The 23,563-nt window shown below is 69.5% G+C and carries 19 protein-coding genes and 3 tRNA genes; 8 read left to right on the top strand and 14 right to left on the bottom strand.

Going from position 1 to position 23,563, the window contains the following annotated elements; all coding sequences use genetic code 11:
- Window positions 1-45: 45 nt before the first annotated feature.
- From WBG06_RS03100 to WBG06_RS03115, 4 genes are all read right to left on the bottom strand, one after another.
- Window positions 46-1,134, bottom strand: a complete 1,089-nt coding sequence (locus WBG06_RS03100; protein WP_336735047.1) for a PDR/VanB family oxidoreductase — start codon at window positions 1,132-1,134, stop codon at window positions 46-48.
- Window positions 1,131-2,063 carry a metal-dependent hydrolase gene (locus WBG06_RS03105; protein WP_336735048.1) on the bottom strand — a complete coding sequence of 311 codons (933 nt, stop codon included), beginning with the start codon at window positions 2,061-2,063 and terminating at the stop codon, window positions 1,131-1,133. The genes WBG06_RS03100 and WBG06_RS03105 overlap by 4 nt, the downstream gene beginning before the upstream one ends.
- A gap of 162 nt (window positions 2,064-2,225) precedes the next feature.
- Window positions 2,226-3,065: an alpha/beta fold hydrolase gene (locus WBG06_RS03110; protein WP_336735049.1), complete on the bottom strand. Its 840-nt coding sequence runs from the start codon at window positions 3,063-3,065 to the stop codon at window positions 2,226-2,228.
- 137 nt (window positions 3,066-3,202) lie between these two features.
- Window positions 3,203-4,645 (bottom strand): NAD(P)/FAD-dependent oxidoreductase, encoded by a 1,443-nt coding sequence (locus WBG06_RS03115; RefSeq protein ID WP_336735050.1) that lies wholly within the window; start codon window positions 4,643-4,645, stop codon window positions 3,203-3,205.
- Between the two features lie 319 nt (window positions 4,646-4,964).
- Here WBG06_RS03115 and WBG06_RS03120 point away from each other — a divergent pair, with 319 nt between their 5' ends.
- The 3 genes from WBG06_RS03120 to crcB are packed head-to-tail and all read left to right on the top strand — an operon-like array spanning window position 4,965 to window position 6,703.
- Window positions 4,965-5,903, top strand: a complete 939-nt coding sequence (locus WBG06_RS03120; RefSeq protein WP_336735051.1) for an ATP-binding protein — start codon at window positions 4,965-4,967, stop codon at window positions 5,901-5,903.
- An 18-nt stretch (window positions 5,904-5,921) separates the two neighbouring features.
- Window positions 5,922-6,341 (top strand): fluoride efflux transporter FluC, encoded by a 420-nt coding sequence (locus tag WBG06_RS03125; RefSeq protein ID WP_336735052.1) that lies wholly within the window; start codon window positions 5,922-5,924, stop codon window positions 6,339-6,341.
- Complete coding sequence (gene crcB / locus WBG06_RS03130; protein WP_336735053.1) at window positions 6,338-6,703, top strand: fluoride efflux transporter CrcB; 366 nt, start codon at window positions 6,338-6,340, stop codon at window positions 6,701-6,703. Before WBG06_RS03125 ends, crcB begins: the two co-directional genes overlap by 4 nt.
- A 181-nt stretch (window positions 6,704-6,884) precedes the next feature.
- Here crcB and WBG06_RS03135 read toward each other — a convergent pair whose 3' ends face one another.
- Window positions 6,885-7,241 carry a metallopeptidase family protein gene (locus WBG06_RS03135; RefSeq protein WP_336735054.1) on the bottom strand — a complete coding sequence of 119 codons (357 nt, stop codon included), beginning with the start codon at window positions 7,239-7,241 and terminating at the stop codon, window positions 6,885-6,887.
- Window positions 7,242-7,271: 30 nt separating this feature from the next.
- A complete protein-coding gene (locus WBG06_RS03140; RefSeq protein WP_336735055.1) occupies window positions 7,272-7,619 on the bottom strand; it encodes a WhiB family transcriptional regulator in 348 nt (115 codons plus the stop codon).
- A gap of 282 nt (window positions 7,620-7,901) precedes the next feature.
- On the opposite strand from WBG06_RS03140, the gene WBG06_RS03145 reads away from it, so the two are divergent.
- Window positions 7,902-8,945 (top strand): hypothetical protein, encoded by a 1,044-nt coding sequence (locus tag WBG06_RS03145; protein ID WP_336735056.1) that lies wholly within the window; start codon window positions 7,902-7,904, stop codon window positions 8,943-8,945.
- Window positions 8,946-9,155: 210 nt separating this feature from the next.
- On the opposite strand, the gene WBG06_RS03150 is transcribed toward WBG06_RS03145, so the two are convergent.
- The 6 genes from WBG06_RS03150 to WBG06_RS03175 all read right to left on the bottom strand — a co-directional run bounded on the left by WBG06_RS03150 (window position 9,156) and on the right by WBG06_RS03175 (window position 14,501).
- Window positions 9,156-9,890 carry a hypothetical protein gene (locus WBG06_RS03150; RefSeq protein WP_336735057.1) on the bottom strand — a complete coding sequence of 245 codons (735 nt, stop codon included), beginning with the start codon at window positions 9,888-9,890 and terminating at the stop codon, window positions 9,156-9,158.
- Window positions 9,891-10,405: 515 nt separating this feature from the next.
- Window positions 10,406-10,479: transfer RNA gene (locus WBG06_RS03155), tRNA-Asp, on the bottom strand.
- Between the two features lie 77 nt (window positions 10,480-10,556).
- Window positions 10,557-12,377 carry a hypothetical protein gene (locus tag WBG06_RS03160; protein WP_336735058.1) on the bottom strand — a complete coding sequence of 607 codons (1,821 nt, stop codon included), beginning with the start codon at window positions 12,375-12,377 and terminating at the stop codon, window positions 10,557-10,559.
- A gap of 146 nt (window positions 12,378-12,523) precedes the next feature.
- Window positions 12,524-13,180, bottom strand: a complete 657-nt coding sequence (locus tag WBG06_RS03165) for a response regulator transcription factor (RefSeq protein WP_336735059.1) — start codon at window positions 13,178-13,180, stop codon at window positions 12,524-12,526.
- Window positions 13,153-14,286 (bottom strand): MacS family sensor histidine kinase, encoded by a 1,134-nt coding sequence (macS, locus tag WBG06_RS03170; RefSeq protein ID WP_336735060.1) that lies wholly within the window; start codon window positions 14,284-14,286, stop codon window positions 13,153-13,155. Before macS ends, WBG06_RS03165 begins: the two co-directional genes overlap by 28 nt.
- Window positions 14,287-14,428: 142 nt before the next feature.
- Window positions 14,429-14,501, bottom strand: a tRNA-Glu gene (locus WBG06_RS03175).
- Window positions 14,502-14,616: 115 nt separating this feature from the next.
- Here WBG06_RS03175 and WBG06_RS03180 point away from each other — a divergent pair.
- The 3 genes from WBG06_RS03180 (at window position 14,617) to WBG06_RS03190 (ending at window position 19,717) form a co-directional block, all read left to right on the top strand.
- Window positions 14,617-14,690, top strand: a tRNA-Phe gene (locus WBG06_RS03180).
- A gap of 122 nt (window positions 14,691-14,812) precedes the next feature.
- On the top strand, window positions 14,813-18,256 hold the full coding sequence (locus tag WBG06_RS03185; protein ID WP_336735061.1) for an SCO7613 C-terminal domain-containing membrane protein: 3,444 nt from the start codon (window positions 14,813-14,815) through the stop codon (window positions 18,254-18,256).
- Window positions 18,257-18,322: 66 nt separating this feature from the next.
- Window positions 18,323-19,717, top strand: coding sequence for a hypothetical protein (locus tag WBG06_RS03190; protein ID WP_336735062.1), 1,395 nt, complete (start codon window positions 18,323-18,325; stop codon window positions 19,715-19,717).
- A gap of 42 nt (window positions 19,718-19,759) precedes the next feature.
- Here WBG06_RS03190 and WBG06_RS03195 read toward each other — a convergent pair whose 3' ends face one another.
- On the bottom strand, window positions 19,760-19,951 hold the full coding sequence (locus WBG06_RS03195; RefSeq protein WP_336735063.1) for a DUF3073 domain-containing protein: 192 nt from the start codon (window positions 19,949-19,951) through the stop codon (window positions 19,760-19,762).
- A gap of 334 nt (window positions 19,952-20,285) precedes the next feature.
- Here WBG06_RS03195 and WBG06_RS03200 point away from each other — a divergent pair, with 334 nt between their 5' ends.
- Entirely contained in the window at window positions 20,286-22,418 is a 2,133-nt protein-coding gene (locus tag WBG06_RS03200) for a PhoX family protein (RefSeq protein WP_336735064.1), read from the top strand.
- Between the two features lie 66 nt (window positions 22,419-22,484).
- On the opposite strand, the gene purM is transcribed toward WBG06_RS03200, so the two are convergent.
- Window positions 22,485-23,555: a phosphoribosylformylglycinamidine cyclo-ligase gene (gene purM / locus WBG06_RS03205; RefSeq protein WP_336735065.1), complete on the bottom strand. Its 1,071-nt coding sequence runs from the start codon at window positions 23,553-23,555 to the stop codon at window positions 22,485-22,487.
- Between the last annotated feature and the right edge of the window lie 8 nt (window positions 23,556-23,563).

Here is a 23,563-nt window from a genome sequence, read left to right on the forward strand (position 1 = left end):
CCGACGGCCCACGGGACAAACCGATATCGACGGAGCCGACGGGTCTCAGCCGTCGATCACCACGGTCCCCCGCGCCCGCGAGACGCACAGGATCATGTGCCCGTCGCGCTCGTAGTCGGCCAGGGCGTGGTCGCGGTGCTCGACCTCACCCTCCAGGACCCGCACCCGGCAGGTGCCGCAGAAGCCCTGCTGGCAGGAGTACGCCTGGGCCGGCCGCACCCGGCGGACCGCCGTCAGCGCCGACTCCTCCGCGCCGACCTCGACCTCGGTGTCCGAGTCGGCGAGGCGTACCCGGAACGGACGGCCGCCCAGGACCGGCGGCGGCGAGAACCGCTCGTAGTGCAGGGTGTCGATCTGCGGGTCCGGGATCTGCGCGCGGATCGCGTCGATCATCGGCATCGGGCCACAGCAGTAGAGCGCGGCTCCCTCGGGTGCCAGCCTGATGATCTCGGCAGCATCCGGCCGCTGCCTCTCCCCGGGGTCCCGCTCGTCGTCCGGCCACACCTGGATCTCGTGGTCACCGACGATCTCCCGGATCTCCGCGAGGAACGGCATGCTCTCGCGCGAGCGACCGGTGTAGACGAACTCGTACGGCACGCCGCGGCGCACCACGTCGCGCAGCATCGGCAGGATCGGGGTGATCCCGATACCGCCGGCGACGAAGAGGTAGCCCGCCGGTGAGTCGACGAACGGGAAGGCGTTGCGCGGCCCCTTCAGCACCAGCCGGTCACCGACGCCGAGGTAGTGCGCCTCGACCGACCCGCCACCGCCCCCGGCGGTCGGCTCGATCAGCCGCACGCTGATCCGGTAGGCGGACAGGTCGTCGGGGTCCGAGCTGAGCGAGTACTGCCGCAGCCTGCCGCTGGGCAGCACCACGTCGACGTGCGCGCCTGGATCCCAGGCGGGCAGGTCGCCGCCGCCCTCGCGCTCGACCCAGATCGCCTTGACGTCGGCGCACTCCTGATCGATGCGGCTGATGCGTACGTGCAGGTCTCGGTCGATCCGGCCGAGCGGCCTGCGGCGGCGCCAGGACCGGTAGGCGGCCTTGGTCCAGTAGCCGCCGACGATCGCCTCGAAGCCCCGATAGAGCTTCGAGTCGGGGATGTCCGGGGCCGCGTAGTGGGCAGGACTCACTGTGCCTCCGCGAGGGCGTCGGCGCGCAGCGCCGCCGGAGACTTGGCCAGGTAGCTCACCGCCTGGGCGGTCGAGCCCTCCGAGGACGGGTCGTAGCCGGGCAGGAAGAACTTCCAAGTGGCCCAGCCGATACGTACGATGCCGGGCGCCAGCCCGCGACGCTCGGCGTCGATCAGCCTGAGCAGGCTCGCCTTCGGCCGCTTCGCCGGAGAGGACTGTTCGGCGTCGGGCGCTGCTGGATCGAGCGGAGTCGGGTCGTTGTCCATCAGGTAGCCGACCCCGCGCCACCACAGCACCAGCAGCGCGGTGCCACCCAGCAGGTAGGAGCGGACCCGCCGCAGATAGCGACCGTCGACATGCTGGAAGACGTCGTACGCCACGTTGCGGTGCTCGACCTCCTCGGCGCCGTGCCAGCGGAGCAGATCGAGCATCGTCTCGTCGGCCCCGGCCTCGTCGAGCGCGGGCGAGTTGAGGACCCAGTTGCCGAGCACGGCGGTGAGGTGCTCGAGGCCCGCGATGATCGCGGCGCGCTCGATCAGCCACTCCTCCTTGGCCCGGCCGGTCAGGTCGCGGTCACCCAGGATCTTGCGGAACAGCGCCTCGATCTCGGCCGCGAACGGACGTACGTCGAGGCCGTTGTCGGTGAAGTAGTCCTGCACCTCCTGGTGGGCGGCGGCATGCACGCCCTCCTGGCCGATGAAGCCGATCACGTCCTCACGCAGCTGGTCGTCCTCGATCAGCGGGAGGATCTCGGAGAACACCTTGACGAACCATCGCTCGCCCTCGGGGAGCAGCAGGTGCAGCACGTTGATGTAGTGGGAGGCGAAGACCTCGCCCGGGATCCAGACCAGCGGCAGCCTGCTCCAGTCGAACTTCACGTTCCGTGGATGCAGCGCCACCTTGGCCGGCTCGTGCCCGCGCTTGCTCATCGGGCCACCTCCGTAGCGCAAGCGCCAGAATACGGACGCGGCCCGATGAAAGCTCCGATGTTCGCTCGCTGACGCTCGCTCATCGGGCCACCTCCGTAGCGCAAGCGCCAGAATACGGACGCGGCCCGATGAAAGCTCCGATGTTCGCTCGCTGACGCTCGCTCATCGCACACCCTCCTTCTCGATGAAGCCCTCGATCTCGGCCGCGATCAGCTCCGGCTCGGTGGCGACCACCCAATGGCCGCCCTCGATGACTCGGGTGGTCAGCGACGTCACGTACGCCCGGGGTGCCTCGGTCTGCAGCGGCACCGTCACGTAGTCGTCGCCGCGCGGTGCGATCACCAGCACCGGCACGTCGGTCGTTCGCGGCTCCGGACGGAGCAGCTTGCCGAGGAAGTTGGCCCGGTAGAGCTCGACCCCGTTCACCTGGTCCTTCGTGGGCCGCGGCCCGCCGCCGACGAAGCGGGCGAGCAGCCCCGAGCGCACCATCGCCTCAGGCAGAAGCGGCACCTGGAACGCGAAGACGTACCAGGAGTGGGCCAGCTGCCGCAGCGAGCTTCCCAGGTGTGCCCGCTCCCGCAGCCAGGCGGTCGCCATCCCGAGATCCGGCCCCGAGATCGAGACGTACGACGCGATCCGGCTGCTCAGAGCCGGATCGGTCACCGACTCCCAGGTCTGGATCGAGCCCCAGTCGTGCGCCGCGACATGCACCGGCGCATCGGGCGAGACGGCGTCGAGGACCGCCGCGAAGTCGGCGGAGAGCTGCGCCAGGCGGTAGCCGGCGGTCGAGTCGGGGACCCCGGACTCTCCCGTGCCACGTACGTCATAGGTGACGACGCGGAACCGCTCGGCGAGCATCTGTGCGACGCCGTCCCAGACGGAGTGATTGTCGGGATAGCCGTGCACGAGCACGATCGTCGGCGCCTCGGCGGGGCCTTGCTCGTAGACCGCGAGCGTCAGCCCGTCGGTGGTCTCGACCATGCGTGTGGTCACCTCGGTCACGTGCCCTCCTCCGTCGGTGGATGTCTCAGCACAAGATTAATGAGACACCATGTCCGCAAACAATAGCAAGCACCAGTGACGAAAGAACGGCCCGCCGCGGACACGGGTCTGCGGCGGGCCGGTTCTGACGGGATCAGCTACGAGGCGCTGTGGGAGTCGGCGTAGCGCGCCTCCTCGGCGGCCTGCTCCTCGAGCTCCTTGCGGCGACGTTCGACCTGCAGAGCGACCTCCGCCGGGTCGTCGATGAGCGCGGCCATGCCGCCCGGGACGCGTTCGAGCGCCTCACGGGCGAAGATCTGCTGCATGGTGGTGGTGCGCTCCGATCGGTCCTTGCCGATGAAGGACATCATCCAGTGCAGGGTCGCGGTGAGCCGGTTGCGGAACCCGGTCATGTAGGCCAGGTGGACCACCAGCCAGCCGAACCAGGCGAGGATGCCGGTGAGCTTGAAGCTGCCCATCATCAGGACCGCGTTGAAGCGGGAGATGGTGGCCATCGAGCCCTTGTCGAAGTATTTGAAGTCGCCGGGCGCCGGCTTGTCGTTCAGGCGGGCCTTGATGGTCTTGGCCGAGTGCTTGCCGCCCTGGATCGCGACCTGGGCGACACCGGGCAGGTGGTTGAGGCTGATCATGTCGCCGACCACGAAGATCTCCGGGTGACCCGGCAGCGTCAGGTCGGGGTTGACCGCGATCCGGCCGGCACGGTCGAGCTCGGCGCCGGTCTGCTCGGAGAGGGTCTTGCCCAGCTCGGAGGCCTGCACACCGGCGGCCCAGATCTTGGCGATCGACCCGATCCGCTCGGTCCGGCCGTCCTTGAACTTCATCTCGATGCCGAACTCGTCGACGTGGGTGACCATCGCGCCGAGGACGACCTCGACACCGGCCTTCTCCAACGCCGCCTCTGCCTTGGCGCCGAGCTTCTCACCGAACGGCGGCAGCACCTGCGGCGCGGCGTCGACCAGGACCACCCGAGCCTTCTCGGACTGGATGTGGGTGAAGTCCTTCTTCAGCACCCGGCGGGACAGCTCGGCGATCTGGCCGGCCATCTCCACACCGGTCGGCCCGGCGCCGACGACCACGAAGGTGAGCAGGTCGCCGACCGGCTCGCCGCGCGAGGCGGTCAGCTCAGCGATCTCGAACGCACCGAAGATGCGGCCGCGCAGCTCGAGCGCGTCGTCGATCGACTTCATGCCGGGCGCGAACTCGGCGAAGTGGTCGTTGCCGAAGTAGGACTGGCCGGCGCCGGCGGCCACGATCAAGGAGTCGTAGGGAACGTCGATCTGCTGGTTGAGCGTGTGCGCCTTGACCGACTTGGCCTCGGTGTCGATCTCGGTGACCTCGCCGAGCAGCACGGTGGCGTTCTTCTGCCGGTGCAGGATGTCACGGGTCGGCGGGGCGATCTCGCCCTGCGAGAGGATTCCGGTCGCCACCTGGTAGAGCAGCGGCTGGAAGAGGTGGTGGGTCGTCTTCGCGATCAAGGTGACCTCGACGTCGTCCCGGCCCTTGAACGCCTTCGCGGAGAAGAGCCCCCCGAAGCCGGAACCGATGATGACGACCCGGTGCTTTGCCTGGTCCGCTGACATTGCTTTATACCCTCCGCTACCTCAACACAAGAGACCGTTTGAACGTTCCACCTTCTATTCTGAACCATCCAGCCGGATCTGTTCATTCCAGGGCACGACTACTTCGTCACAGTTGCCAGTCCTCCGCTGAGCATGCGTATCTGCCGCGTGTCCGTTACCGAGTCGAAACCCGGCGACTTTAATCTGTGAGGGCGGCCGGGACCTTGTGCCCTAGTGGTCCGTGGCCCGCATCAGACACCTTCAAGTGCGGAAAATCCTTGCAACGAACAGCACACAACACGACCGTGTGCCTGCCGACCCAGGAGATCGGAGGCGGACCATGCCGTTGAGCCGGCCAGCGCTCCTGCTCCGCACCGGTTCTCGCGCCGTCCAGGACGCTCGCGCCTGGGTCCGCGCGGCATGCGTGGAGATCGACCGTTCCGATCTCGCCGAGTGTGCCGAGTTCGGTGTCTCCGAGCTGGTCTCCAACGCACTCTTCCACGGCACCGCCCCGGTCACGATCCGGATGCGCGGCACCGTGGACCATCCGCGCGTCGAGATCCGCGACGCCTCGACCGACCCGCCGCTGCTTCCGGTCCCGCTCGCTCTCCACGACGAGGACGAGGTGCTGCTGACGGTCGGCCGTGGGCTCTCGATCGTGGCCAGCGTCTCCGACGCCTGGGGCGCCGACATCGACGCCTCCGGCAAGACCGTCTGGTTCACCCCCGCGACCCACATCGACGAAGGTGACGGGGTCGAGGGCGTGATCACCGGACCCGCGGGCGCGCCACCGAAGCCGGAGCGCCTCGGTCCCGAGGCCGTCGAGGTCAGCATCCTCGGCGTACCTCTCGCCCTCTACCGCGGTTTCGAGCACCACTTCCGCGAGCTGCGTCGGGAGGTACGCCTCCTCTCGCTCGCCCACGCCGACGACTACCCGCTCGCCGCCAGTCTCTCGGCGCTGTTCGGCTCGCTGGAGCGCCAGCTCCTCGACGGCCTCGGCCACGGCCAGCTCTCCGGGGTGATCGGCTCGGGCCGCCACCGAGAGACCGCGGACCTGCACGTACGCATGCCGCGCGCCGCGGCCGAGACGATGCGCCGCTTCCTCGACATGCTCGACCTCATCGACGAGTTCTGCCGCCAGGAGCGACTGCTCGTCCTGGCCCGCTCGCCCGAGCAGGTCGCCTTCCAGCGCTGGTTCCTCGGGGAATACCTCACCCAGGCCGCCGGCGGCCGCCCCACCCGCTGGAGTGCCTCCCAGATGACGAGCCCCGGGTTCTAGGGCACGTACGCTGTCGGCGTGCTGCGTGAGCATGGCGATCTGCTCGCCCCCATCGCCGCCGGCGGAGCGCTCGGCTCGCTGGCCCGCTGGGGCCTCACGGCCGCGCTCCCCCACGACGGCCACTCCTGGCCGTGGGCGACCTTCCTGACCAACGTCTCCGGCTGCCTGCTGCTGGGACTGCTGATGGCCTTCGTGCTGGGCCCGTGGTTCTCCGTCCCGTTCTGGGGCCGCTACCTGCGCCCGTTCCTCGGCGTCGGCGTCCTCGGCGGCTACACCACCTTCTCGACCTACGAGCTGGAGACGTACGTCCTGGGCGGGCACTCACCCGCGCTCGCGATGCTCTACCTGCTCGGCTCGGTGGTCGCCGGGATCGCCGCGACCTGGTTCGGGCTGACGCTCGGCCGGATCTTCGTCCCGGACAGCGAGGAGGACCGATGACCGCCCTCCTGGTCCTGCTCGGCGGGGCGCTCGGCGCGCCGGCCCGCTACCTGAGCGACCTCTACGTGCGTGAGCGGCTCGGCGCCGACTTCCCCTGGGGAACGATGGCAGTCAACGCCGTCGGCTCGCTCGTCCTCGGCCTGCTGGCCGGGGCAGCCGCGAGCGGCGTACTTCCTGGGTGGGTGCTCACCGTGGCCGGCACCGGGTTCTGCGGGGCGCTGACGACCTTCTCGACCTTCTCTTACGAGACCGTACGTCTGGCCGAGGACGGCCGGTGGCGCTCAGCCACCCTGAACGTCCTCGGCTCGCTCGCGATCGGCACCGCCGCGGTCAGCCTCGGCTATCTCCTGATGCACCACTGAGCCACCAGCGCTGCGCGAATTGCGAAGCAATCGCAAACAGTCAAGCCCAGTCCAGCGCGCCCCTCGTCTGGACGCAGCGGAGCGAGGAGCGCCAGCGACGAGCGCAGCGGAGGAAGACGAGGGTTATAGCGCTGGACTCGCGACGCGTCAGCGTCGCAAATGGAAGAGCAATCGCAAATAGTCAAGCCCAACCCAATTGATGGAGCTTGTCGTCGTCGATGCCGAAGTGGTGGGCGATCTCGTGGACCACGGTGATGCGGATCTCGGCGGCCAGATCCTCCTCGTCCACACACATCTGCTGGAGGGGCTGACGGAAGATGAAGACCCGGTCCGGCAACGTCACGCCGTAGAGGTCGTTGCGGTCGGTCAGCGCGACGCCGTCGTAGAGACCGAGGGTGTCCTGGGGCTCGCCCTCGGGCGGCCACTCCTCGACGAGCACGACGAGGTTGTGCACCTGGGCCGCGAGCTCGTCCGGGATCGCGTCGAGCGCCTGGTCCACGAGTGCATCGAAGCGCTCCGGGCTTATCTCAATCCCCACAGGCGCTATTCTGCCGGGTGACAGATACGCCTACGCAACCGCTTCGGGCGTATTTTTCCGCAGGTTTGCACGAGCCTGGCGCTCCAGGTCCCGCTGGTGGAGCTCTCCGTTGCGCGGGCGGCCGCGGGTGCGCTTGCGGGCCACCACGATGCCCTCGTAGAAGACCTCACCACCCCACACGCCGTGCGGCTCCTGCCGCGCGATCGCGCCCTGCAGACAGGAGCGCTGCAGCGGACACGTCCGGCACAGCTCCTTGGCCCTGTCCGCGTCGGCGCTCGTCGCGGCGAACCAGAGATCTCCGTCCTCGATCGCACACGGCAGCTCGCTCCAGTGCACGCCGGTCGTCTCCCTCGCCGTCGCCACAGGCGAACCAGTCATCACAGTCCCATCCCCTCGCTGATCCCCGTCGTCAGGGATACCCACCAGAGAGGGTGCCCGGATGCCCTGTCAGTTTTCTGTCAATAGGCAGGTGCTTGGACCGGTCACGCAGAGTTGAGGTGTCATCTACATCAGGGGATTCCACAACATCGCGACCCTGCTGGTACAAACTGTCCACACTAGAGGGAGGAAGGGCTAGGGTTTGCGAACATGCGCTCAATGAGAAGGGCCTCGGCGTCCATCACCGTGGGCCACCGACCGGTGGAGGATTTCCACCGACGGATGGCGCATGACCCCCACAGCCGAGCGATCGCCTCGGAGTCTCGCGACTGGCTCCTGGTGAAGTCCCTGCTCCAGCCCGGTGAGGTCCAGTGGGTGCGGGTCGCGGTCAAGTTCCCCCACGAGGGAGGTGCCTCCGGGCACGCGTTCCTGACCGACCGCCGGGTGATGTTCGAGTTCCACGAGCGCGTCTTCTCGGTCAACCTGGCCGTGGTCACCTTCATCGGTGTCCCCCCGCCGCCGAGCCTCGGCGACTTCATCATCGAGGCTCTCGTTCCCGGGTCATCCTACTCCACGACGATGAAGATCCGGGACAAGGACGCCTTCCACGACTTCTTCCCGACCCTCGACTACGCCGCCCGAGCGGCCGGCGCGCAGCTGAACGTCGACGCCAGCTGGGGTGGTGAGTACGGCGCCGGGAACGTCGCCACGCCCGCCCCCAACAGCTACGGCGTCGCGCCGGCTCCGGGGTCCTACCCGAACCCGGGCTCCTACTACCCGAACACCGGGTCCTACTACCCCAACCAGGGTCCGTACGGCACCAACACCGGGTCCTACGGCCAGGCCCCGAACACGGGCACCCAGCGTGCCGTCGGTAGCGGTTACGGCGCGCCGCAGAGCGCTCAGCAGCGTGCCCGCGAGGAGGCCGCGCTCGTCGAGGCCAACCTCGCCCACGCACTGCCGGCCTTCCTGCACGAGGGCGAGTCGATCGTCGCCGGTGCCGACATGATCCAGAACATGACCGACGTCGAGATGAAGGTGATGGCCACCGAGTCGCGCCTGATCGTCGTCGAGGGCAACATCCTGTGGGCCTCCCCGCTGGAGCAGACCCATGTCATCTACGCCGGAGGCGAGCGCAGCCATCTGCGCCTGCTGGCCGAGCGGGTCACCGAGACCATGGCGCTGACCCCCGGACCCCCGACGGCCAACCCGTCCGACCGGCGCCGCCTCGTGCTCCGTACGTTGCGCGACGTCGCTGCCGGCGAGCAGCTGCACAACCACCTGACCACCAACGGCGGCCAGGTCTTCGACGCCTGGCCTGAATAGTCTGCGATTGCTCTCCAATCTGCGCCGCTGACGCGTCGCGAGTTCGGCGCGCCCCTCGTCTTCCTCCGCTGCGCTCGTCGCTGGCGCTCCTCGCTCCGCTACGTCCAGACGAGGGGCGCGCCGAACTGGGCTTCCGCCCGAACTCGAGCAGCGCCAGCACGCACGAGAGCCCCAGCCGTTCGGCTGGGGCTCTCGTATGTGTTCTGTGGGTCAGTCCTGCGGGTTGAAGAACAGACCGAGGGCGACGGCCCAGACCACGTGCCACAGGTAGACACCCAGGACGGTGCCCCAGCCGAGGTTGATCGAGAAGAAGCCCGGGTCGATGCCGATGACGTCCTCCGGGTGGAGGGCCGGGATCCACCAACCGCAGGAGGCGGTGGCGAGGAACATGCCCATACCGAGCGAGCGCGCGAGGTTGCTGCCGGTGGTGTGGGTCTTGCCGAGCCACGGGAAGATCACCAGGGCGTAGGCGAGCGCGAAGACCATGCCGTTGAAGTAGTGGAAGCCCATCCCGGCGAACCACTGGGAGACGGCGAAGCCGGCCTCGTTGGCGGTGGCGTTCGGGGTCAGGATGACCCCGTTGAAGAACGCGAAGTCCAGCGGGCCTTCCATGATGCCGAGGCCGTAGATCCAGTAGCCGAACATCGTGGCGAGCTGGGTGGCGCCGAAGCCGGCGACGAGGGCACCGATGAGACGATTGTTGTTGACGAACTGCGGCCAGTGCGTGCCGGTGGTCTGCGCCATCACGGCCGGCTGCTGGATCGCCGGCTCCTGGTACTGCGGCTGTGCCTGCGACTGCTGCGGACGCTGGTCCCAACCAAGGGCGGGGGGCTGCTGCTGCGCGGGCGCGGCCGGGGTGCGGTAGGCACCGTTCGTCTGCATCCGTGACGCAAGCTCGTCCGCACTCGCCGCATGGGGCGGCCGATGCGGGTAGTACGACGACATGGTGGTGTTGCCTCCTGAATACCGAACGTCTTAGTCGTTCCCCCCTGCCCTGCCGAGCTGGCGACGTCGACACAAGCGGCAGAATCCTCTCACGAGAGGACAGCAGCCCGCACGTTACCGCCTACTCGGCTTATATCCCACAGGGTCGAACGGCCCGAACCAGGGGTGAGATCGGGGGGATCTCCGGCCCGAGACTCCTGCCGAAGCAGGGTGACCACCCTCCCACGCCCGAGGGCGACCGCGCTCGCCCCGCCCCGGCGTGTCCCGCCGTCCCAGAACATCACCAGACCCACAGGCCACACCAACCGAAACAAGCATCTCCAGCCACACCCCACCGACAGGATCCCGCCCCATCCTCCCCCACCCCGAGGCACCCGCGAGCACCAAGAAGATCGTCCAGCCACGTACGACCAAGGGGGTGCGGGGGATCTCCCCCGCCGCGGCCGGAGGCCGCCATGTAATGACAAAGAGGACGTGGTCGCAATAAGCGACACACGTCCTCTCTGATTTGTCCGCGACCCTGACGAGACTTGAACTCGCGACCTCCGCCGTGACAGGGCGGCGCGCTAACCAACTGCGCTACAGGGCCTTGTTTGTTTCCGCTGTGTGCGGCAACGGGAAAAACATATCCCATGGGTGCGAGGGATACACAATCGGGGACGCGTCCTACTCCTCGAAGGGTTCCTCACCCTTCGGTTCCTCGTCGGTGAGCCCCTCCACGAGACGGTTCTTGACCATGTACGTCATGGCCCGATCAGCGGCTCGAGCCTTGCGTCGGAGGGCCTCGACGCCGGGGGCCTTCTCGTCGCTGTACGCCGAAAGCCGAGCAACCTCGCGCCCGGTCTGACGCTGGATCTCGGACATCGCGAGCCAGACCCCCAGGTCCTGCTCGAGTCCTTCACGGGAGCGCAGGATCGCGGCGGTGAGGAGCTGGATGACGGTGACCTCGACGTCCTCGGCGCTGGAGGAGCTGGACACGAGGGTCGCGGCGATGGTCCCGGCACCGGTGGTGGTGATCGCACCGGCGGTGACGAGGCCGCCGACCATCCCGCCGGGCCCGAACGCGGAGAGCGCGCCGATGATCGCCGCTCCCCCGGCGAGCCCGGCGGGGGCTGCCAGCGCGAGCCCGATCGGCCCGGCGACGAGCACCGCGGCGCCGATGCCGATGCCGACCCACAGCTTCCACTGGTCGACCGGGTAGACCGCCTTCGACGCGGACTGCATCGCGAGATGCAGGTTCTCGCCGAGCCCGCCGCCGAGGCCCATCCAGACGGTCAGGTCGTGGAATGCCTGGCGGCGTACGTCGTCGGGGACCTCGATCTCGTAGGGACGCACGGGGTTCGTGGTCGCCAGCGCCACCAGGGCGAGGACGGCCTCCTCCTTGGAGAGCTGGGTCAACGGCTTGGGCCGAGGCAGGTCGCCAGGACCTTCGGAAAGGTGCACCGTGGGCGAGACGCGCAGGTCGAGGAGCTGCTGCGGGATGCGTACGCCATCGGCCTGGTAGTTCTCGATGAGGCGCTCCAGGACCTCGTGCTGGACGACCCGCAGGGCGGCGCCGAAACGCTCCTGGGTGGCGCCCTTGAGGTGGTCGCGGAGGAACTGGGCATAGGCGAGCCAGAGCGCGAGGCGTACCTCGAGGGAGTTCAGGGCGACGTCGGGGGTGCCCTCGACGACCGCCATCTCCTTGGTGAGCGAACCGAACAGGCCGCGACCGATCGCCGTGGCGACCGGCTTGGAACGCAAGTAGGTGGTGGTGCGGTGGTCGAGGCCGAGCCCGACCTGGAGGTCGAGAGCCCACGGGAAGTGGCGCCAGATGCCGCGCAGGCCGGTCACTGCGTCGCCGTTGCTCCAGACATTGACCCACCAGCCGACATGGTCGACCGGCGCCTTCATCTCCAGACGGTCGGAGTCCTCGTGGAGGTTGGGGTGGGCGGCCGGGCTGCCGATGGTGACCAAGCCGGTGACGGTGAGCTTCGGCGGGAGCCGGCGCAGCAGGTCGATCGCGATGATCGAGCCGAGACTGTGCCCGACGATGACGATCTCGCCCTCCTCGGGGAGCACGTCGAGGACCATGCGGAGCGTACGTGCGCGGATCCCGGGTTTGGTCACATAGTTGTGAGCCTGGCGGAGCACCCGCAGGACGATCGGGGCCAGCGAGTCGGTCACCCCGACCGGCGATGCCGGAACGGGCTCGCCGAGGATCGTCTCGAGTTCGGCCGTCGCGCGCTCTACCCGGCGGCGTACAGCTCGCTGCTCCTCGGCGCTCAGCCTCGGCACCGTGACCGGCGGAATCTTCTGGGTCCGGTCGCCGCTGTCGGCGCGGAGCACGTCGGGGTACTTCGGTGCGATCACCTCGACCTTGTCGAGCCCCGGGTAGCCGAGGTCCTGCAGCGACCTGTCCAGCGCGCGGCGCCAGGCGTCGCGGGGGTCGCCGTTGCCGACGCCATGAAGGTAGAGGAGCGAGACCACTCCTGGATTCTCTCTCATGGCTGTGTCTGTCGCTGTTCGGCCAGCTGAGTGTTTCTCGGGGTGGTGGGGGCTGCGGGGCGCTGCCCGGGAGGTGGTCGCTCTGCGCCGAACGAACGTTCGTTCAGCGCAGAGCGACGAACGAACGTTCGTTCACCCGAGCCGAGTCACTCGCCGTCGAGCCCCTGCTCGATGGCATAGCGGGTGAGCTCGACGCGGTTGTGCATCTGGAGCTTGCGCAGGATGTTCTGGACGTGGTTCTGGACCGTGCGGTGGGAGAGGACGAGGCGGTCGGCGATCTGGCGGTAGCTCAGACCCTTGGCGACGAGCTTGAGGATCTCGGTCTCCCGGTCGGTGAGGGTGGGCTTGTCGCCGCGTACTTCGGTGGCGGCGCTGTGCTGGAACTCGCCCAGGACCAGGCCGGCGAGACCGGGGGTGAAGACGGGGTCGCCGGCGGCGACGCGGCGTACGGCCTCCAGGAGCTCGTCGCGGGAGGCCGACTTGACCAGGTAGCCGGTCGCGCCTGCCTTGACCGCGGCGAGGACGTCGTTCTGCTCGCCGGAGGCGGAGAGGATGAGGACCTTCGTCGACGGGCGCAGCGAGGTGATCTCGGTGGTGACCCGGACACCGTCAGGCTCGGGGATCTGCAGGTCGAGGACCACGACCTCCGGCCGGGTCGCCGCGAACCTGGTGATCGCCTCGCGACCGGTGCTGGCGGTGGCGACGACCTCGAAACCCGCGGTGGCGAGGTCGCGCTCGACCGCGTCGCGCCACATCGGGTGGTCGTCGACGACCATCACCCTCGTGGAACCGTCAGTTCCCATTCTGTCCCCGTCCTTCCTGTGATGAGCTCGGCCGTGCCGCCGAGATCATGGATGCGGCCCCGGATCGAGCCGGCGATGCCGAGCCTGCCGTCGCCCTCCGCCTCGGCGACGCGACCGGCCGGGATGCCCGGGCCCTCGTCGCGCACCGAGACCTCGACGTGGTCGGGGAACGCCTGCAGGAGCACCCAGGCTCGGGCGTCCTCACCGACATGACGACGTACGTTGTCCAGCGCCGCGCGGGTCGCGGCGACGATCTCCTCGGCCCGGTGCACGGGCAGCTCGACGGCCGTCGCCGGGCCGGACACGGTCACGGTGCCGGTCTCCAGCTCGTCCAGCGCTGCGGCCAGGTCGAGCATCCCACGGGCTGGTCCGGCAGCAGGGCGGCGCCCGGGCTGCTCGCCGCGGATCAGCGACCGCAGCTCCCGCTCCTGCTCCCCCGCCAGCCTGCCCAGCTCGGCGGCGTCACCACCGAGCTCGCCGCCGCGACGCTGGACGAGAGCGAGGACCTGGAGCACTCCGTCATGGACCGCCCGGGCGAGCCGTGCCCGCTCCTCCGCTCGCGCCGCAGCACGCTCGGCCTCGTCCCGTTCGAGCGCCATCCGCTGCATCGACTCACACAGGTAGCCCACCACGGGCCCCGCGATGACCAGCAGAAAGGCGTTGCCGTAGATCGACTGGTCGATCTCCTGACGCAGGCCGAGATCGACGGCCGCCAGCGCCACCCCGGCCAGCAGCCCACCGATCCAGCGATAGTGGATCGCGCACGCGAGCAGCGCGCCGCTCACCCAGAAACCGGGCACGCTCGCCTGGAAACCGGGCCCCTTCACCAGCGGCGTCACGAGCAGAAGCCCGAGCGCGATCGCCAGGTCGGCGCCGACGAGCAGTGCCGTGCGGCGCTCGGGTGCTGCATACGCCCAGACGGCGAAACCGGTCCAGGCCACCATCACGAGCGCGCTGGCCAGCGCCGCCGCGGGCGGGTCGAAGTTGGCCGCCCGGTAGATCGTCAGCCCGACCGCGTTCACGAGCACCACCACGCGCAGCACCGCGAGAGCCCGGAAGAGCCGGTTCTCGACCTCGATCGCCGCCGGCGACGTCCACGCACTCACAGTCGGAAGTGTGGCACCACCTCAGGCGGCGGATGTCATGGATATGAGTATCCGTGCGGATGCCGGACCGGTGTCATGGGGGCCAGAGTGGCTTCATGCCCATGAAGTCGGTGGATTGCGAACCAATCCCATATGAACTGTGTACCCCCTACCGGATTCGAACCGGCGCTACCGCCGTGAAAGGGCGGGGTCCTGGGCCGCTAGACGAAGGGGGCCTGCCGGCACATCCTAGAGGGCTGCGTCCGGGCCCGCCAAAGCGAGGGCGTACGTGCGTGTGCGGGTCCCGATTCGGAACGTCGCGGTCGCTTCCGGTAATGTTTCACCTCGCTTGGGCAGGTAGCTCAGTTGGTACGAGCGATCGCCTGAAAAGTGATAGGTCGGCGGTTCGACCCCGCCCCTGCCCACAAGCACCCACCGGCTTCGATCGCCCACCAGCGGTCGGAGCCGGTCGGCATTTCAGGACTCGGAACGGACCCTCTGCGTTTCCCGCACATGCATCGGCGGAACTGCGCAAGGATGGTGGGCTGTGAAGTACGCCGATCCTGGTCGCTGCCCCGACTGCCGGGAGGCCTTCGAGCCCGGCACCAGCCCCTGCCCGCACTGCGGGCTGCCGCTCGAGAACGCGGTCGCCCAAGAGCTCTACGGGACGCTGCTGCGAGCCGACGTACTGATGACCCGGTTGCGCTCGATCCGGGACGAAGCGAGCCGGGCGGCGCGGCCGACCCCGCCGCCCGCTCCCGCACCGGTCGCCGCACCCGCTGCGCCGCCGCAGATCCAGCCTGAACCGGTCGTCGCACCGCTCAAGGCGCCATCCCCTCCGGCCGCGCCGGCAGCACCGGCGCCGGCCGTCGCCGGACCGGCGGCGTTCCCCGGCGCCCCGGTCGCGCCCCGGCGCGCGCCGATCACGGTGCCGCTGATCCTGGTCGGCGTCGGCGTGCTCTTCCTGCTGGTCGCCGGCGTCATCTTCCTCGCGGTCGCCTGGGCGGCGATGGGTGTCGGCGGCCGCACGACGATGCTGCTGGTCTTCACCGCGCTCTTCACCATCGGCGGCGCGCTGCTGATGCATCTCGAGCTACGCGCGGGCACCGAGGGCGTCTGGACCTTGGCACTCGGACTGCTGGCCTTGGACATAGCCGGGATGAAGTACGCCGGTTGGCTCGGTGGATCCGACTGGGACGGTGGCTTCCTGGTGATCGTCGGCGTCGCCGTCTTCCTGGCCGGCACCGCGATGTCGCTGGTCGGCGCCCGCAGCGAGAAGCTCACCGAGGTGATCGGGCCGCAGGTGGCGGCCGCCGCCGGTGTGCTCACCGCGCTGATCGGTCTCGAGATCATCTCCGACCTCATCTGGTTCCCGCTGATCGCCGCGGTCATCGCTCTCGTCGTGGTGATCGTGGCGAGCAAGACCGATCTGCGAGCACTGACCCTCGGGGCGATGGTCGTGATGGCGGGCTTCTGGCTGTTGCTGCTCGTCCGCGGTCTGCGCGACCCCGCGCTGACCGGTTCCGAGCTGGTGCGTGACGGCACCCTGCCGCTGCTGCTCGGCGCCGCCGCGGTGCTGGCGGTCGTGGCCTACCTGTTCCCGTTGCCCAAGGACGCCAAGGTCGCGATGCTCGGGGGCTCTCTGCTGATCGCCGCCTACACGTTCACCCAGCCCGCTCTCGACGACGGCGCGGTCACCCTGACGGTCGTCGCCGTGGTGGTCACCCTGCTCGCGGCCGGCGCGCTCATGACGCTTCCCCGGCCCTGGCGCTGGGCTGCCGCCGCGCTGACGCCGTACGCGATCGGCCTGGGCATCACGGTCCTCGTCCTGGCAGCCTCGGCCGCCGTCCGGCTCGCGGCCGTACCCTGGACCGAGTCCGCGTTCTCGCCGGTCACCGGTCCGGAGCCGCTGATGCCGGGCTGGCTGACGCTGCCGGCACAGCTTGCGATCCTCGCCCTCGGCACCGCCTGGTTCTACCGGCTCAACCCGCCCGCGTTCCGCACCTACCGACCCACGATCCGCTGGATCGTCTTCGCCGGCGGTGTCTCCGGCTTCGCGATCACGGCCGCCTGCTACGGCGCGCCGCTCCTGCTCCCCGCGCTGCTGCTGCTCGGTGTCGCCGTCGCGCTGGCGTGGTGGGCCGAGCAGTGGCCGCGACTGCTCGCCGCCGGCATCTTCGGGGTGGTCGCGCTCGCGGCGGCGCTGCCCAGCGACCTGCTCACCGTGGTCGTCGCGCTTGCCCTGGCGGGGGTGGCGGCCTACGCGGGTCAGGGCCTGGCCGGCGCCGAGCGCGAGGTCACCGCCAGCTACTCGGTGGTGACGCTCACCCTCGGCCTGTGGTCGCTCGCTCCGCTCATCGACGTGGAGCGGCAGTGGGCGGCGTGCGTGATCGTCACCGTCCTCGGGCTGATCACGCTCTTCCGCTTCCGGGCGTCGGGCTGGTGGGCCGCCGCGGCGTGCGCCGCCATCTCGATCGGGATCGGCGCGGTCGACGTCAACTGGGCGGCGGTCATGCTGATCATCGCCACCGTCCTCGCTGCGGCGATCGGCCTGCACCACCGGCAGCCTCCCGCGCTCGCGGTGGCCGGGACCGTCGGGATCGGCGCGGCCACGGCGGCGGTCCTCTCGAGCGACGTCCTGGCGCTGGTCGTGACCATCATCCTCACCGCCCTCGCGGTCATCGTCGACCGTGTCCAGTCCGGCGCGACCAAGGAGGTCGCGACCTCCTACTGGATCCTCGCCCTGACCGCCGCCGTCTGGCAGGCAGCCCGGCTGGCCGACATCGAGCGGCCCTACACCGCGGTGGCCGTCGTCATCGCGATGGGCGTCATCGTGCTCGTACGCCGCAGCCCCGCCACTGAGGCCGCGGCCGCCACCGGCGCTGCCGTCTCGATCGGCCTGGGTGCCATCAGCGTGGACGGGGTGGACACCGACTGGCTGGCGATCCTGCTGCTGATCGCCGGGGTCATGTGCATCGCGTCGACCCTGCGCCACGATCCGCAGCAGTCCGGAGCGCGACTCACGATCGCCGGCCTGCTCGGCCTCGGGTCGCTCGCCTCGGCGTTCTCCAACGAGCTGCTGGCCCTCGTGGTGGCCGGGATGCTCACCGCTGCAGCGGTCGCCGTCGACCGGCTCACCCGGGAGCAGCAGACCAAGGCCGTCACCGCGCCCTACTGGATCATCACGCTGACGGCGTTCTGCTGGATGTTCGCCAACCTCAACGACATCGCCAAGCCGCATGCTGCGGCCGGGATCATCGTCATCCTGGCCGTCGTCACCATCGTCCGGCTGCTGCCCTCGGCCGAGATCACCGCCGCCGTCGCCGCGGTCGTCACCATCGCCGTCGGCACCATCAGCTTCGGTCCCTCGATCGTCCTGACCCCGGACGGACCGGCTGCGGTCGGGTCGAGCGGAGTCGATCTCCCCTGGCTGAGCACCCTGCTGATCCTGGCCGGCGCCGCCGTCTCCGCCCACGCGATCGCCCACCACGAGCGCCGCTGGCTCGGCTGGGTCGGTGCCTCGCTGGCCACCGTCGCCCTGTGGATTCGGCTGGCCGACACCTCGGTCTCGACCTGGGAGTACTACACCCTGCCGCCCGCGATCGCACTGGTCGTCTTCGGCGTGGTCAAGCTCCGGCTCAACAGCGACGTCGCCTCCCTGCCGGTGCTCGGGCCGGGCGTCTTCCTCGCCCTCGTCCCCTCCGTCCCGGCCGCGCTTCAGGACCCGATCTCGATGCGGACCGTCGTCCTCGGCATCGCCTGTCTGGCCTTCATCATCGGCGGTGCCTGGCTGCGCTGGGCCGCACCCCTGGTCGGGGGCGCCCTGGTCGCCTCGGTCCTGGCCCTGGCGCAGATGCCGTCGGCGGCGATGCTGCAGCAGTGGTGGGCGCTGGGCGCAGCCGGTCTCCTGCTGCTCTTCCTCGGCATCACCTGGGAGGCACGTCTCCACGACCTACGCCGGGCGACCGCCTATGTCCGGGGGCTGCGCTAGGCCGGCGCCTCCGGATGGGAGGCCCCGCCCTTGGGCGGGGCCGACGCGCCCGGAAGACTGGAGCCGATGTTTCCCGAGTTCGAGATCGTACGTCGCCAGCGCCCCGTCACGATCGCAGTCGAGTCCACCAGCCCCGCCCGACCAGCAGCCAACGCCGCGATCGAGGTGGCCTGTACCGGGCCGGTCTCGCTGAGCCTCGCGTCGGGCGAGGACGTGCTCACCGGGACGTACGACGGACAGCGGGTGTGGCTCACCGTGACGACCGGGTCACGGCACACCTCGCACGCCAGTCGGCGCCACGGCAGGGTCGGCCGCGGGGTCGACCGGTTCGCGCTGACGCTGACCGGGACGATGCTGACCGCGCTGACCTGCGCGGAGACGACTGGAGCGAGGTCGAGCGGCGAGCTTGCTCGTCCGCCCGCGCCGAGCGAGGGAGTAAGCGAGCGCAGCGAGCACGGCGCGTGGGTGGCCCGAGCCCGGGTCGACCTCACCGAGGTCGGGATCGAGCCACGTGCGGAGGCATGGCTCGCCGATCTGACCGCCGACCACGACGGCACGGACGAGGACGTGCGCTTCGGCTCCTTCGGACAGCTCGGCCTGCGCGACATCCGCGCGGTGACGTACGCCGATGGCTCGCCGTTCCAGGACGAGGACGGCGGCCTCCTGCTCACCGCGACCAGCGCGGGGCCGGGGTTCTTCCCGACCGCGCACACCTCGGTGTGGGCGTTGGACCCGGTGACGTACGACCTCGTCCATCGAGGTGCGCTCTACTTCCGCAGGGACGGGCTGGTCTACGGCGACCACGCGACACATCTCGTGCGCGACGGCGACGAATGGCTGGTCGCGACGAGCACGTGGGCCGGCTTCAAGGCCCCGGACGCGAAGAACCCGGACGAGCCGTGGACTCCGGTCGGCGTGACGATCGCCCGCTCGCGCGCGGACCTGACCCGGGGTGAGCATGTCCTGGACGCGACTCCCCTGGTGCTGCCGACGGACGGGCTGTCGTCGGTCGGGGTCTGGGACCCGCACCTCCTGCGCCAAGACGGCCAGTGGCTCGTCGGCTACGTCAGCGCGAGGAAGTACTTCGACTTCCATCCCGTCATCGCTGCCGGCCCTGGTCTGGACGCACTCGAGCTCAGGGCAGCCCGCACCGACCGGACAGCCACCGAGGGCACCACGATCGTCCCGCTGGGCGGCACGATCGTGGTCGGTGCCAGCGACGGACGCGACAACCCGCGTCGCGTCCGCGCCCGCTACCCGATCTTCGACCTGGACCTCAACGAGGTCGCAGAGCTCCGGTCGGAGTACGTCTCGAACCTTCCGTGGCCCACGCTGATCCCAGTCGGGACCGAGTGGTTGCACATCGCCTTCGACGGCACGCCTCACGGCGGCCGGCTACCCGGCTACGGCACTCACGGGGAGGTTGTCCTGAGCCGATCGACCCGGGGGCGATCGGAGTGAGGGTGTGTCGACCAAGACGTTGCTGTCATTGGCCGACAATCCCTAGTCGCGCGAGGATCCCGCGTCGTAGTCCGACCAGTCGTCATAGTCGTCCGGCGTCGGATCGGACCTCTGACTGGTGTCTTCATCACCGTGAAGTTCGCGCGCAAGGGCCCCGAAGTCCGTCTCATAGGTCCGGTACTTCAGGTCGCGTGCGACCTTCGTCTGCTTGGCTTTCGCTCGGCCGCGCCCCATAGGGTCCAGCCCCCTCGTCGCACTTGGCCGGGATTGTCCCGGGCTGTTCACAGGTTTCTCGTAAGGACAACGCTACCGGTTCATGCCAAGAATCCGCACGCCGGGGTGTCGAAAATCCGTTCGCTAGGAGCGAATGTTACTGAGGTCACACGTTTCCGCGCCTGATGACCAGCTGGAGGACCATCCCGACGACCAGCCCGCGACCAGCCTGATGAGTCGTCATCCGCCGTTCACCTCACCGACAGATTGAGGGGCCAGCCGGTTGTCTCGCCGCGCATAGCCTCCCTTCCGATTCTTGGGAGACCTGACAACAACGCGTTTGAACGGAAAAGCAGTGACCGAACTGAGCGACATCCAGACCGACACCGCCTGTCCCTCGTGCAGCGACCCGGCTGCCCCTGCCGTCACGGACGGCCGCCGCACCATGCTGTCCCTGCTGCCCATGGCGGGCCACACCCGCGGCAAGCGCAGCGCCGTGACCTGCGCCCTCAAGTGCGACAGCGCGTGCGCCAAGCCCGCCCCCAACACCTCCGACAACGGCTACTTCCGCGACATCGCCGGGAAGGCGCTCAGTCGCCGCCACGCCCTGGGCCTCGCCGGTGCCGGGGCGGTCGCGCTCGCGGTCGGCGGCAGCGGTCTGGCGGCCGCCGCCAGCCCCCACGAGGCCGGTCTCGCGGCGGGGCGCGGCCACGGCGGACGTACGAACCTGCCGTTCAAGCCGATCACCCCGGTCGCGGCCACCGAGGACACCTTCGTGGTGCCGCAGGGCTACACCTGGGAGCCGGTGATCCGCTGGGGTGACCCGATCCTGCCCGGCGGCGTCCCGTTCGACGTCAACAACCAGACCGCCGCGAAGCAGGCGCTCGCCTGGGGCTACAACAACGACTACACCGACGTCATCGTGACCAACAAGGCCGGAACCAAGGCCCTGCTGTGCTGCAACAACGAGTACGTCAACCCCGACATCATGTTCCCGCCGGACCTCGACGCCACCGAGCAGCTCAAGATCGCGATGGCCGCCCACGGCTTCGGGATCGTCGAGCTCGAGCGCTCGGCGCCGGGTGAGAAGTGGACGTACGTCCCGTCGGCACCGAAGAACCGCCGCATCACCGCCTCCACCCCGTTCGAGTTCACGGGTCCCGCGGCCGGCAGCGACCTGCTCAAGACCGCCGCCGACCCGACCGGCACCGTGGCCCTGGGCACGATCGGCAACTGCGCCGGCGGCACCACTCCCTGGGGCACGATCCTGTCGGGCGAGGAGAACTTCAACGGCTACTTCCGTGCCAACGGCACCTCGGCGGAGGAGAAGCGCTATGGCCTGACCAGCGCGGCCTCGACGTACGGCTGGGAGGCCATCGAGCCGCGCTTCGACGCCCGCTCGGCCGACTACGCCAACGAGCCGAACCGGTTCGGCTACATCGTCGAGATCGACCCGACCGACCCGACCTCGACCCCGCGCAAGCACACCATGCTCGGCCGCCTCAAGCACGAGGGCGCGAACGTCGTCATCGCCAAGAACGGCAAGGTCGTGGCCTACACCGGCGACGACGAGCGGTTCGACTACCTCTACAAGTTCGTCTCCAAGAAGAAGTACAACCCGCACAACCGGGCGAAGAACCTCGACCTGCTGACCGAGGGCAACCTCTACGTCGCCCGCTTCCACGGTGACTCCCCCGCCGCCGAGATCGACGGCACGGGCACGCTGCCCCGCGACGGCAGGTTCGACGGCTACGGCCAGTGGGTCCCGCTCGTGGTCGACGGCCGCAGCAAGGTCGCCGGGATGAGCGTCGAGGAGGTGCTGGTCTACACGCGCCTGGCCGCCGACAAGGCCGGCGCCACCAAGATGGACCGCTGCGAGGACGTCCAGCCGTCGCCGAAGACCGGCAAGGTGTACGTCGCCTGCACCAACAACTCCCAGCGCGGCACCACCGGCAAGGCCGGCGTGGACGAGGCCAACCCGCGCACCTCCAACCGGGACGGGCACATCGTCGAGATCACCGAGGACGACGGCGACCACACCTCGCGCGTCTTCCGCTGGAACCTGGTGATCGTCGCCGGCGACCCGTCGGTGAACGAGTCCACCTACTTCGCGGGCTACCCGAAGGACAAGGTCTCGCCGGTCTCGTGCCCGGACAACCTGGCCTTCGACTCCGAGGGCAACCTGTGGATCTCCACCGACGGCCAGCCGAGCTCGATCCAGAAGCTCGACGGCCTCTTCAAGGTCCCGCTCGAGGGTCGCGAGCGCGGTCACGTCCAGCAGTTCCTCGCGGTGCCGCGCGACGGTGAGACCTGTGGTCCGGTCATCCACGACCGCGACGGCTCGGTCTTCGTCGCCGTCCAGCACCCGGGCGAGGAGGGCACCTGGGAGGCGCAGAACTCCTTCTTCCCCGACTACGTCGAGGGCACTGCCGGCACGGGCGAGTTCAAGGGCCCGCGCCCGTCTGTGGTGCAGGTCTTCAAGGCCTGAGCGAAACAACGAGGGCGCCGGAGCTTCCGCTCCGGCGCCCTTCGGCGTTCGTGTCCTGGCGAAGGCTCAGACGTTCCAGCCCGCGTACGCCCCGGTGAGCTCGACCGTGCCGCCAGGGGTCGCGGTGACCTCGCCGGCGGCCCAGGCGCGGATGTCGTAGCCAGCGAGGATGCGTACGGCCTCGTCGACGTCCTCGGGGTCGATGAGAGCGACCATGCCGACCCCGCAGTTGAGGGTCATCTCCAGGTCCTGCAGGGCCACCGAGCCGGTGCGGCGGACGAGGTCGAAGATCGGCGCCGGGGTCCAGGTGGTGCGGTCGATGCGCGCGGAGAGCTCCGCGGGCATGACCCGCTCCAGGTTGGCGGCGAGGCCGCCGCCGGTGACGTGGGACATGGCGTGCGTGCGGGTCCCGCGGGCCAGCTCGAGGCAGGCCTTGGCGTAGACACGGGTCGGGGTCAGCAGGGCCTCGCCGAGGGTGCTGCCGAGCTCGTCGACCTGCTGGTCGAGCGTGTAGGCACCTGAGTTGAGCAGCACGTGACGGACCAGGGAGTAGCCGTTGGAGTGCAGGCCGGAGGCCTCCATGGCGAGGACGACGTCGCCCGCCTTCACCCGGTCGGCACCGAGGAGACCGTCGGCCTCGACGACACCGGTGGCCGCACCGGCCACGTCGTACTCGTCTGCCGCCAGCAGACCCGGGTGCTCGGCCGTCTCGCCGCCGACCAGCGCGCAACCGGCCTCGACGCAGGCCTCCGCGATGCCCTTGACGATCGCCGCGACCCGCTCCGGGACGACCTTGCCGGTCGCGATGTAGTCGGTCATGAACAACGGCTCGGCGCCGCAGACGACCAGGTCGTCGACGACCATGCCGACCAGGTCGAAGCCGATCGTGTCGTGCTTGTCGAGCGCCTGCGCGATCGCGACCTTGGTGCCGACGCCGTCGGTGGAGGTGGCCAGCAGCGGCCGCTCGTAGGCCTTCAGAGCCGTGGCGTCGAAGAGTCCGGCGAAGCCGCCGACCCCGCCGAGCACCTCGGGGCGCCGGGACTTCTCGATCCAGACCTTCATCAGATCCACGGCGCGGTCGCCGGCGTGGATGTCGACACCTGCAGCGGCGTACGCGTTGGTCGGGGTCTGGCTCACGGGTTGAT

The sequence above is a fragment of the Nocardioides sp. CCNWLW239 genome, assembly GCF_037137035.1.
Taxonomy (GTDB): domain Bacteria; phylum Actinomycetota; class Actinomycetes; order Propionibacteriales; family Nocardioidaceae; genus Nocardioides.